We start from the raw sequence: 12,106 nt of genomic DNA on the forward strand, positions 1-12,106 counted from the left end.
TTNTCAGACAAAGAACCCCTGGAAAATATTTTCGAACACAAACTTCGAAACGAGCCATCATTAACAATTAACCCTTAACAATTAACCATTATAATGCGTTTGCTTTGAGTGGACACAAACGTAGACTTATGTTTTATCACACAAAGAACCCCTGGAAAATATTTTCGAACACAAACTTCGAATAGGCCATCATTAACAATTAACCCTTAACAATTAATCATTATAGCCTCACTTGCCGGATTACGTTTTTTACGTTTAATTCGATAATATCTGTCATAGTCAAACAACGATAGTAATCCGGATTATTATGAAATTGTGCTAATCCGGAACGTAATTCAAGGATTTTTTCAGACGTTGAAATATTATCTTTTTTGGAAACATCCCGTAAAGCAGCCAACCGGTGCCGCTCACTCCGTACCTGATGCACGATTGAAGATTGTTCTTCCTGTTGGTATTGCAGGACGGTTTTATCTGTCAAATGCTCCATTGCCAATTGGACGTAAGACAAGTTTTCCTTAAAATACTGTGGCATGTAAACCTTCATATTTCCTTCATAAAACTGCTGATCAAAATCGATGGCACGTAAACGGAACTGATAATCGTCAAAATCCGGCGTGATCTGCATGACGAAATTATATGCACGCATATCACCTAAAAGCGTAATCATACAGCGTTCATTAAACTTTACAAATTCCTTAGCAATACGTTTGGGATTATAATCTGAATGTTCCAAACGCGTTTTCAAAAAAACATCTCCCGGAATTCCGGCAATATGCTCCTCAATCAATGAATTGCCATCAACCAGGTAATTGACTTGGTTAGGAGAAAAAATTTCTTCCAGTTCCAAACCGTAAATTCGGGATGCGTCCGCTTTTTTTACATAAAAATAATCATAAATATCGTTCAACCGGTTGACGATTTTGATACGGAAAGGATTAGAATTCCCAAAAGTGCAATACTCAATTTTATCAATATACTTATGTTCAACAATGCGGAGATTTCCCGATGCTTTTAACATAGCATAGGCTTTTTTCAAACCATTATGCAGTCGTTCAATATCGTATGGCGGATAAAGCGGACTTTGCCAAAGCGTATCTTTTCCGTTTTTGTCAATTACCGGAAACGATTCATAAAAGTTAAGTAAATCATTATAACCAACCGGAAGCCGGGCTTCACGCTGATAGGAACGAAGGTATTTTCTTAACTCGGCACTTACCGGATAAATTGGCTTCTTTTTGGAAATTTTAACATCACTATTCTCCATAACAATATTTAATAATAATTTAATCCTGCTAAAATCAATTAGAAATCAGAATCTTATCGGTATGATTGCCTTTAAAAAGATAAAGTTAAGTTTTAAATTGAAAGATAAGCTTTGAGTCAAATCACAATAATTATTTTGTAACGTTATATTGACTTAAAAAAAATTTACACGTTTTGGTTTCACTCCTATTTTAATTCGGGATATTAGATGAGAAAGGAATTGTATGGACTTGTCATTTGCGGCGGACAGAGCACGCGCATGGGCACAGACAAAAGTTTGATCGATTACCATGGAAAACCGCAGCGTTATTATGTATACGAAATGCTGGAATGGGTCTGTGACAAGGTTTTTATTTGTTGCAACAGCGTTCAAAAGGAAAGTATCACGGAACCGTATAAAATGCTTCCTGACCTGCCTCAATACGAAAATATTGGACCGATGGCTGGTTTGTTGACGGCCTTTAATTACTATCCTAATCGCGATTTTCTAGTTGTGGGCTGCGATTATCCATATATTACCACGAAAGATTTAAAAGAATTTGCGAAATCAGTAAACGAGGAAAAAATCGCCTCCGCATTCTATAACCAGGAGCATGATTTGTACGAACCGCTGCTTGCATGGTATTCACAAAAATCCAAAAACGAAATTCTGCGTATGTATGACAAAAGTGAATTTTCAATACAACATTTTTTGAATGAAAATGAAGCTGGAAAATATCATCCGGCACGTTCAAAAAATCTCGTAAGCGTCGATACCCCTGAGGATTGCCAGCTTGCAAAGGAAAATATTATCCGTAAAATTCAATTTTGAATTACATTTTCATGTTAAAAGATTCGGTTAAACATATCAGTATCAAGAAGGTTTCTACCAACGGAATTATCGAGGCCGATGATCAGCTCGCGGTGGAAGAACCGTTGGAAATTCAGATAAAATATGACCTGTCCGACAATCAAACGAAGAAAAGCATTTCAGTCACGATGCGGACGCCTGGTAATGACGAAGAATTAGCCATTGGATTTTTATTTACCGAAGGCATTATTAGTTACAGAAATCAAATTGAACATGCAAAGTCCGATTTGCTTGATGAAAACAAAGTAACCGTGACATTAGCAGAAAACGTCGTTCCAAAACTTCATACATCCGAACGGAATTTTTACACAACATCCAGCTGCGGCGTTTGCGGAAAATCCAGTATTGACGCAATTAAAACGGTTTCTTGTTTCCAACAAGAAAAAGATAATATATCAGTACCCGCAGATTTGTTTTACACTTTGCAGACGACGTTAAGAAAAGAGCAGGAAGTATTTCAAAATACAGGTGGCTTACATGCCTCCGCGCTTTTCGATCTGGCAGGAAATTTTCTTTTGCTTCGGGAAGACGTTGGTCGCCATAATGCGTTAGACAAAGTCATCGGCGCATCCTTTATATCAGAACAGCTGCCTTTGTCAAATACGATTTTATTGCTAAGCGGAAGAGCAAGTTTTGAATTAATTCAAAAGGCGAGTATGGCTGGAATTAAAATCGTAGCCGCGATCGGTGCCCCATCCAGTTTGGCATTACAACTAGCAGAAGATTTTGGTATGACACTGATCGGCTTTTTGGGTCAAGAAAGATTTAACATTTATTCAGGAAGTCAGAGGATAACACTTTGACTTAGAGAAATCAACACTATGAAAATAAGAATTCAGGGCAATTCCATCAGGATTCGGCTATCAAAAACTGAGGTAGATACACTGTCGGCGATTGGCTATATTGAAGAAAAAACCTCTTTTGGAAATAATGCTTTTTATTATTGTTTGCAAAAGAAAAAAGGAATCACAGAACTGACTGCGGCTTATGCCGATGACAAAATTACAATGTCTGTTCCCCAATCCTTACTGGCAAACTGGGCGGAAAATAATATTATTGGTTTTGACGCTAACATGGAGATAAGTAAAGATGAAACTTTGTATCTCCTGCTGGAAAAAGATTTTAAATGTCTGGATAATGTAACCGAAGACCAATCCGACAATTTTGAAAACCCAAATAAAACCTGCTAACCATGGACATGGACAATTCATCAATACCAGACGCTGAAAACCCTGAAAAATTCACAGGATTAAAGCGAGGAAAAATCAAAACCATAGCCGCCGGAATTCCCGCCGTAGTTTCCAGTATGGAAAAAGTGGTTGGCGAAGCAGGTTTTAGCAGGGGAATGAAAGCGCTTTGGAGTTTGAATAAAAAAGGCGGATTTGATTGTCCAAGCTGCGCCTGGCCGGATCCCGACGACGAGCGTTCACCTGTCGCGGAATATTGTGAAAACGGAGCGCGAGCGGTTGCAGAAGAAGCAACAGCAAAAAAACTCACGCCTTCTTTCTTCGCAGAAAATTCAGTTTCAGATCTTGCTAAATTATCAGATTACGAAATTGGCGGTAAAGGACGAGTTGCCCAGCCAATGTTTCTACCAAAAGGTGCGACACATTATCAACCGATTTCCTGGGACGATGCGTTTGGTAAAATCGCAGCTTCCTTAAAAAACCTGGCTTCTCCGGATGAAGCGATTTTCTATACTTCCGGTCGTACGAGCAATGAAGCGGCCTTTTTATACCAGCTTTTTGTAAGAGAATATGGTACCAATAATCTCCCGGATTGCAGCAATATGTGCCATGAAAGTAGTGGCGTAGCGTTAGGAGAATCTCTGGGAATTGGAAAAGGCTCCGTTAAATTATCCGATCTGTACGAAGCGGAAGTGATCATTATTTTGGGACAAAATCCAGGCACGAATCATCCAAGAATGCTTTCTGCACTACAAAAAGGAAAGCGAAATGGTGCGAAAATAATTTCTGCGAACCCACTGCCCGAAACCGGTTTAATGGGTTTTAGTAATCCGCAAACCGTAAAAGGTGTTCTGGATATTGATACTGCATTGACGGATCTTTTTTTACATATCAAGATTAACGGCGACATGGCTTTATTGAAAGCAATTCAGATGCTGTTGATTGAAGAAGACGAAAAAAATCCAGGCTCAGTTCTGGATCTGGATTTTATTAAGAAAAACACGATTGGCGTTGAAGATTTCAAGCAGCATATTAAGGAGCAAAATCTGGATGAGTTAATCAAAACCTGTGGAATTTCGCTCACTCAGATTAAGGAAACAGTTGAGATTTTAAAACATAAAACAAAAATAATCGTCTGCTGGGCCATGGGTTTGACACAGCATAAAAATGCTGTTGACACGATCAAAGAAGTTGTTAATTTGCTTTTGCTAAAAGGCAGCATCGGAAAACCTGGTGCAGGAACTTGCCCGGTTCGCGGCCACAGCAACGTGCAGGGCGACCGGACGATGGGAATCTGGGAAAAGCCAACCGACGATTTATTACAAAAAATCGAAGAGAATTTCGGATTTGTGCCACCAAAAGAGCATGGATTAGATGTAGTCAATAGCATCAAAGCCATGCACGCAGGCAAGGCCAAAATCTTTTTCGGCATGGGTGGAAATTTCGTTTCCGCAACGCCAGATACCATATATACCGCCGAAGCTTTAAGAAAATGCAGCCTTACGGTTCACGTTTCCACAAAATTGAACCGCAGCCATTTGGTTCACGGTGAGGAAGCGATCATTTTACCATGTCTGGGAAGAAGTGATATTGATTCTGTCAACGGTGAAAAACAATTTATTTCCTGTGAGAATTCAATGGGCGTAATTCAATCTTCCAAAGGAATATTAAAGCCAATTTCTGATGATTTGCTGAGTGAGCCGGTTATTGTCTGTCGATTGGCAAAAGCATTATTTGGCAATTCCAGCACGGTAAATTGGGATGATTACGAAAACAATTACGACAAAATCCGGGATGCAATTGAAAAAACAATTCCTGGATTTGAGAAATATAATGAGCGTGTGAGAATACCGGGAGGTTTCTATCTTCCAAATTGTAATAGGGAAGGGACGTTTGATACTCCAACCACAAAAGCCCATTTTAATATTGCCCCGGTAACTACCCTACCGATGGAAAAAGATGATCTGATGATGATGACAATTCGAAGCCACGATCAGTTCAATACTACAATTTATGGATTAAACGACCGCTATCGGGGTATTTATAACGAACGTCGGGTGATTTTGATGAACGAAAACGATATCAGCAGTCGTGGATTGAAAGATGGGGATGTCGTTGACCTCGTCAATAACCACGATGGTATTGAACGTGTTGCCAATAAATTCATTATCGTTAAATACCCGATTCCGGAAGGCTGTACAGCCACTTATTTCCCGGAAACGAATGTACTTGTACCAGTAAGCAGCGTGGCGGACAAAAGTAATACGCCTACTTCCAAACAGGTAATTTTGAAGATTAAGAAGCATCTGGAAATAATGGCGTGATCTGGTTGCGGACTATGGCTAAAGCCCTGGGTTAGTATCTTCGCATCAATCCAAAAACCTAAACAGATTTTCAACCCCGGTACACGAACAAGCTTTGAAAGTTCCCTTGGCTTTGGCCATTACTTTTCAACGCAAAAAAACTAACCCAGGGTTTCAACCTTGGGTGCATGAACAAGCCCAGAACTCCCCGAGCCTTAGCCATTGCTTTATTTAGACTTTCGAAAAAGCCATTTCTTAACACACACCTAACATCCCCATTCTTAAAAAACAGTACTTTCGCGGCTACTTACCAGACTTTGGACTGGTAGAAAACACGGTATTGAGTCTTGTATTAAAAGTTAAATCTATTAAAATGAAAAAAAATATTCTGGCATTTGCCGTTTCGCTATTTTGCCTGATTTCGATTGATGGTATGTCACAAAATAAAACAAGAGTAATCGCGCATCGTGGTGCCTGGAAAAATACTGGTGCGACCGAAAATTCCATTGCAGCACTGGAACATGCTATCAAGTTGGGTTGTTACGGCAGCGAATTTGACGTACATATGTCAACTGACTCAGTTCTTTTTGTTAATCATGATCATATCATTCAGGGAACGGACATTGAAAAGGCAACTTCTCAGGAATTATCTCAAATAAAATTAGCCAACGGAGAAACACTTCCAACGCTTGAAGCTTACCTAAAAACTGGTGGAAAACAGAAAAACACACGTTTGATATTGGAGATCAAAACGTCGTCTATCAACAAAGAACGCTCATTGGCTTTGACTACCAAATGTGTTGAAATGGTAAAAAAATTAAAAGTTGAAAAAATCACGGACTACATCGCCTTCGATTTTGATGTTTGTTTGAAAGTGAAACAACTGGCTCCAAAAGCACATGTTGAATATTTAAACGGAGATAAAACGCCGGCTGAAATTCTTGCAGCGGGGTTATCAGGAATTGATTACCACTATTCTGTTTACAAAAAGAACGAGAACTATATTGAAGAAATGCATAAAAAAAAGCTGACAACCAATGCCTGGACAGTCAACGATAAATCAACCATGCAGTGGTTTATTGACAAGAAGGTAGATTTCATTACCACCAACGAGCCGGAGCAATTGTTTGAGTTATTGAAATAAGATTCTAACAATAAAAAATGAGCAGCAATATCGGAGATTGATACTGCTGCTCATTTTTTATTACTTAAAACGGTAATTACAAATTCATTCCGCCCGATGCTTCAATACGCTGAGCATTAATCCAGCCAGCTTCTTTTGAACACAGGAATGCCACAATTCCACCGATATCTTCAGGCAGACCGACTCTTCCAAGTGCTGTAATAGAATTCATATGGGCTTCCATTCCTTCATGCGAAGCAAAAGCACGTTTTGTAAAATCGGTGTGGATAATACCGGGTGCAACAACGTTGGCTGTGATTCCACGATGGCCCAATTCCTTAGCCAAGTAACGCGTAAACACTTCAATGGCCCCTTTAATTGATCCATAGGCTGCATAACCAGGAGTTGCAAATCTTGCCAGTCCGCTTGATAAATTTACTATTCTTCCGCCATCCGCCAATAGGGGCAATGCTTTTTGAGTAAGGAAATAAACACCTTTGAAATGAACATTGATTAACTCATCAAAATCTTCTTCGGTTGTATCTGCAAAGGCAGACGAACGATCAATTCCTGCATTATTGATAAGAAAATCAAAAGTTTCACGTCCCCATTTTTCTTTCAATAAAGTTGAAATAGCTTCAAAAAATCCTTTAAATGCTTTGGTACTTGCCACATCCAGTTGAACCGCTGCCGCAGCTCTTCCTAATTTCTCAATTTCAGCAACTACTTCATTCGCTTCATTTTCATTCGTACGGTAAACGATAATAACGTCATTCCCTTTTTGCGCCAGTGTTAGCGCCATATTTTTCCCTAATCCACGGCTTCCGCCTGTTACAAGAGCAATTTTATTTGTCGATTCCATCTTTTTTTGTTTTTTCATTTTGATAGAACAAAGGTACAGCACCTTAGCGCAAGCTATCTTGCAGATTTCAAATCAGGAATTACAAAAATCAAATCCAGGACCTAAATGACTTCGGTGTAAGACTGGTATGTTTCTTAAACAGATTATTAAAATGCGCAGGTTCTTCAAAGCCCAGACTATACGCAATCTCGGAAATATTCCAGTCAGTATGTTTGAGCAAGATTTTGGCTTCCTGCACAATTCTTTCCAAAATAAGTCCGGTAGTGGTTTTACCAGTCATTTCCTTCAAAACTTTATTCAGATAGTTGACGTGGATCGAAAGCTGATCGGCATAATCTTTAGCCGATCTTAGTTTTAATTTTTGATGCGGGGGTTCAACCGGAAACTGTCTTTCAAGCAACTCCATAAATAATGAAGATATCCGGCGAAATGCGTTGGTCTCCGTATTCAGAGCAGAAACGGGTTGTAATTTTTGTCCGGTATGGATCAATTCTATGACATAATTGCGGATAAGATCGTATTTATAAGCATAATCAGATTCCAACTCCCGAAGCATTTTACTGAAAATCAGCTTTACTTCATCCATTTGTTCATCTGTAAGAAAAAAGATCGGATTACCACCTGGCTGAAAAACCGGCATATCCGGAATTACAACTCCAGTATTGCTCTGGACAAAAAAATCTTCTGAAAAAATGCAAAAAATCCCTGTCTGATTATCGTCAAGCGAATGATAGTTGTAGGGAATTTGTGGTGTAGCAAATAGCAGCGCATTCTTTTCAATCTCTATAACCTTATCAGCATATTCAGCCCGGTTTCGCCCGATAATCAAACTTATCTTGTAATAAGCTCTTCTATTATAAGGCATTTTGGTTTGCTTGGCACTAAAAACTTCTTCGGTTTTAAAAACGTTAAAGTGCCCGATTTCCTTCTGAATCCTTTCCGGGATTAGCAGGGAAGCCTCTTTATAAAAATCCTGCACTGTGAGTATTTTCGCCATAGTCCAAAATTACGAATTTCAAATCTTTATTGAAAAATAATTGTTATTATAAAAGAAAACAGGCGCCGCTTTATTTACGTTTATGGTACTTTATAATGGTACTTTTCAGATTTTCAATCCTGTTTTCAGGAACCGGATGCCTGTTTAGAAAATCTTCTGCACCAGGAATTTCTGATTTTCCACTAAGTTTTTCCAGAATCTCCGGAAATGCCTTGGGATTATATCCTGCTTCAACCATGTATTTCAGCGCCAGTTCGTCAGCTTCGCTTTCTTCCTCTGAATCAAAAGTAATCTTCAAAAGATCGGTTATGTAGCTGTTGATCTGGTTAGGGCTATAATTGGTTATAACATGTGTTGAATCTTTAAATTTTTCCAGAATATCAAATCCAGACAACTTTTCCGTGGTATGCCGCCCCATCACATGTCCTATTTCATGACTTAATATAATGGCGATTTCATCATCCGTTTTAAGCAATTTCAACAATCCTCTGGTAATAAAAATCTGTCCGCCAGGAAATGAAAAAGTATTAACCATTTGTGAATCAGCAAGTATATGAAAATCAAATTGGTAGGGAGATTTACTTACCTGCCTTACCGCTACGAGTTTTTGACCAATTACTTTCACTTTATTTTTTATATCCGTATTCGAATAAAGGCCGCCGAATCTGGCTGCCATATCCGGAGCACATTCAAGTCCGAGCTCGATTTCCTGTTGATGCGTAAGGTTAATATGCTGCTTTTTACCGGTTACGGGATTGAGCTGCGTTTTTCTGAAAAATAATAAAACAGAGATTAAAACCACGATGACAATCAGGATAATCCCTGTTGTGTATTTCCGGATTTGATTGGATAACATGGTTCTTTAATTTGTCAAATATGGAAAAGTCGGATGAAAATCAATTTATATTCCCGTGGATTAAAATCCGCGGCTACAATGTCGGCCTTGCCTACGGCAATGGGTTTTAAAACGAAAAGTCCTGCGGTTTGCACAGGACTTTTTCATTTATACCAATTTTTTATCAACCAATTTTTGCAGTTTGTAATTGTCCGTTGGTTTCACGCCAGGCGCGGATAACCTGCGTTAATTGTTTGTATTCAATCAAAAATCCGTCGTGACCGTACAGGGAATCGATTTCCTGAAATACAGCATCAGGAATGTGACGGGCTAAGAATTGTTGTTCGGACACCGGAAAAAGTAAATCTGATTTTATACCTAAAACAAGTGTTTTGGCTTTAACCAATCCCAACGCGTGCACGATTCCTCCACGATTTCTTCCTACGTTATGCGAATCCATAATTTTGGAAAGTGTCCAATAGGAATACGCATTAAACCTTTTTACAAACTTATCGCCCTGATATTGCTGATAGGATGACGCCCGAAAATCGTCTATCTGATCAGGATTATCACGGGCCTGGGTGAAATTGTAAGTATCGTAGTTTCGGTAAGAAAGCAAAGCCATGGAACGTGCTGCGCGCATGCCCATTTTCCCGGAATCTTCGTGATCTTCCTGCCAGGTTTGATCCGCCTCAATCGCCATTCGCTGGGATTCGTTGAAAGCGACTCCCCAGGGAGAATGCAGTGCATTTGAGGCAATTAAAATCAGTTCTTCGAAAAGATCCGGGGCCTCAACAGACCATTCCAACGCCTGCTGTCCACCCAAAGACCCGCCTATACAAAGTTTAATTTTTTGTATGTCAAGCTCCTGGCGAAGAATTTCCAGTGTCCCAACCACGTCCTTTACCGTAATCGTCGGAAAATCCCGAAAGTACGGTTTCTGTGTTTTTGGATTGATCGACATAGGCCCTGTTGAACCATAAGCTGACCCGAGGACATTGACACAAATGATAAAGTCCTTTTCTGAATTAATGTATTTGCCATCACCAACCAAACCGTCCCACCATTCGGCAGCATCAGAATTGCCGGTTAAAGCATGACAAATCCAGACAATATTATCATCCTCCGGATTTCGGGTACCGTACGTCGAGTACGACAATTCAAAACCTGGTAGTTCACGTCCCAATTCCAAAGGATAGGCATAGGGATATCTAAAAATCTTGTGTTCCGCTTGCATACGTGCCAAAGCACTAAGTTTAAATACTAAAACTATTTAAAATCAAGGAGTTAAAATTAACTCCCTGACCATGGTATTACCTCACAGCTTCAAAAGCCTGCTGAAGGTCTGCCTTTATATCTTCAATATGTTCAATCCCAACAGACAGCCGCAATAACCCGGGTGCAACGCCTGCATGTTCCTGCTCAGTTTCCGAAAGCTGGGAATGTGTTGTACTGGCCGGGTGGATGATCAGTGTTTTCGAATCACCGACATTGGCCAGATGGCTTGTCAATTTTACAGAATTCACGAAAGTATCCGCGGCTTCTTTTCCCGCTTTTAGTTTGAAAGAAAGTACTGATCCGGCACCTCTGCTCAAATATTTTTCAGCCAGTGCTTTGTATTTGTTACTAGCCAAACCAGGATAATTAACAAATTCAACGTCTGGATGTCCTTCCAGCCAGATTGCCAAAGCCAACGCATTTTCACTTGCACGTTCCACGCGAAGTGTGAGCGTCTCTAATCCTTGTAATAATAAAAAGGAATTAAACGGACTTTGAGACGGTCCCCAGTCACGAAGACCTTCGACGCGTGCACGAATGATAAACTGGATATTTCCGAAAGGTCCGTTTTTACCAAAAACGTCGTTAAAAACCAGTCCGTGATAACTTGGCGACGGTTCTGTAAATTGTGGATATTTTCCATTTCCCCAGTCAAAAGTACCGGCGTCAACAATGACCCCGCCCATCGTAGTACCGTGTCCACCAATCCATTTTGTAGCAGATTCAACAATAATATGTGCGCCCCATTTGATTGGCTGACAAATTGCACCACCTGCACCGAAAGTATTATCTACAATAATCGGCAAGTCATATTTTGCTGCCAAAGCAGAAAAAGCTTCAAAATCCGGAATGCTGTAACTTGGGTTACCTATCGTTTCCAGATAAATCGCTTTTGTTTTATCGTCAATCAGTTTTTCAAAACTTGAAATATCGTCGCCATCCGCGAAACGTGCTTCAACGCCGATATTTTTGAAGGAATTTTTAAACTGGTTAAAACTTCCACCATATAAAAAGGAAGTAGAAACAAAATTGTCGCCAACGGTTGTAATATTATTAATAGCCAGAAACTGCGCCGCATGGCCCGAAGCAACACCCAAAGCCGCAACTCCTCCTTCCAGAGCAGCCAGTCTTTTTTCAAAAACATCAGTCGTCGGATTCATGATCCGGGTATAGATGTTTCCAAATTCTTTCAACCCGAACAGATTTGCACCGTGTTCTGAACTGTTGAACGTGTAAGAGGTTGTCTGATAAATTGGCACAGCGCGGGCATTGGTAACCGGATCGGGTTCCTGACCTGCATGTAATTGAAGTGTTTCGAACTGATACGTTGTGTTTGACATACTTTTTTGAAAGGTTTATTTGTGCGGCAAATATTAACTAACTACAAAAAATTCAGGAAAAACGGCAA

11 protein-coding genes are annotated in these 12,106 nt (G+C 39.8%); 5 read left to right on the forward strand and 6 right to left on the reverse strand.

Annotated features, from left to right (window positions below):
* Positions 1-220: 220 nt before the first annotated feature.
* Positions 221-1,264 (reverse strand): hypothetical protein, encoded by a 1,044-nt coding sequence (locus FZF08_RS03250; protein WP_159467164.1) that lies wholly within the window; start codon positions 1,262-1,264, stop codon positions 221-223.
* A gap of 207 nt (positions 1,265-1,471) precedes the next feature.
* On the opposite strand from FZF08_RS03250, the gene FZF08_RS03255 reads away from it, so the two are divergent.
* The 5 genes from FZF08_RS03255 (at position 1,472) to FZF08_RS03275 (ending at position 6,747) form a co-directional block, all read left to right on the forward strand.
* The gene (locus tag FZF08_RS03255; protein WP_159467165.1) at positions 1,472-2,074 is read left to right on the forward strand and encodes an NTP transferase domain-containing protein; all 603 of its coding nucleotides are present in this window, start codon (positions 1,472-1,474) and stop codon (positions 2,072-2,074) included.
* A gap of 11 nt (positions 2,075-2,085) precedes the next feature.
* Positions 2,086-2,916: a formate dehydrogenase accessory sulfurtransferase FdhD gene (gene fdhD / locus FZF08_RS03260; RefSeq protein WP_159467166.1), complete on the forward strand. Its 831-nt coding sequence runs from the start codon at positions 2,086-2,088 to the stop codon at positions 2,914-2,916.
* A gap of 18 nt (positions 2,917-2,934) precedes the next feature.
* A complete protein-coding gene (locus tag FZF08_RS03265) occupies positions 2,935-3,303 on the forward strand; it encodes a DUF7009 family protein (RefSeq protein ID WP_159467167.1) in 369 nt (122 codons plus the stop codon).
* A 2-nt stretch (positions 3,304-3,305) separates the two neighbouring features.
* Positions 3,306-5,624 carry an FdhF/YdeP family oxidoreductase gene (locus FZF08_RS03270; RefSeq protein WP_409012633.1) on the forward strand — a complete coding sequence of 773 codons (2,319 nt, stop codon included), beginning with the start codon at positions 3,306-3,308 and terminating at the stop codon, positions 5,622-5,624.
* 352 nt (positions 5,625-5,976) lie between these two features.
* Complete coding sequence (locus FZF08_RS03275; protein WP_159467169.1) at positions 5,977-6,747, forward strand: glycerophosphodiester phosphodiesterase family protein; 771 nt, start codon at positions 5,977-5,979, stop codon at positions 6,745-6,747.
* A 76-nt stretch (positions 6,748-6,823) separates the two neighbouring features.
* Here the strand turns inward: FZF08_RS03275 and FZF08_RS03280 are convergent, their stop codons facing one another.
* From FZF08_RS03280 to FZF08_RS03300, 5 genes are all read right to left on the reverse strand, one after another.
* Positions 6,824-7,606, reverse strand: coding sequence for an SDR family NAD(P)-dependent oxidoreductase (locus FZF08_RS03280; RefSeq protein ID WP_229216395.1), 783 nt, complete (start codon positions 7,604-7,606; stop codon positions 6,824-6,826).
* Between the two features lie 70 nt (positions 7,607-7,676).
* Positions 7,677-8,585, reverse strand: a complete 909-nt coding sequence (locus tag FZF08_RS03285; RefSeq protein WP_159467171.1) for an AraC family transcriptional regulator — start codon at positions 8,583-8,585, stop codon at positions 7,677-7,679.
* A 70-nt stretch (positions 8,586-8,655) separates the two neighbouring features.
* Complete coding sequence (locus tag FZF08_RS03290; protein ID WP_159467172.1) at positions 8,656-9,441, reverse strand: M48 family metalloprotease; 786 nt, start codon at positions 9,439-9,441, stop codon at positions 8,656-8,658.
* Positions 9,442-9,604: 163 nt separating this feature from the next.
* Positions 9,605-10,657: a homoserine O-acetyltransferase gene (metX, locus tag FZF08_RS03295; RefSeq protein ID WP_159467325.1), complete on the reverse strand. Its 1,053-nt coding sequence runs from the start codon at positions 10,655-10,657 to the stop codon at positions 9,605-9,607.
* A gap of 76 nt (positions 10,658-10,733) precedes the next feature.
* Complete coding sequence (locus tag FZF08_RS03300; RefSeq protein WP_159467173.1) at positions 10,734-12,038, reverse strand: O-acetylhomoserine aminocarboxypropyltransferase/cysteine synthase family protein; 1,305 nt, start codon at positions 12,036-12,038, stop codon at positions 10,734-10,736.
* Positions 12,039-12,106: the final 68 nt, after the last annotated feature.

Source organism: Dyadobacter sp. 3J3, from assembly GCF_009801115.1.
Taxonomy (GTDB): Bacteria; Bacteroidota; Bacteroidia; order Cytophagales; family Spirosomataceae; genus Dyadobacter.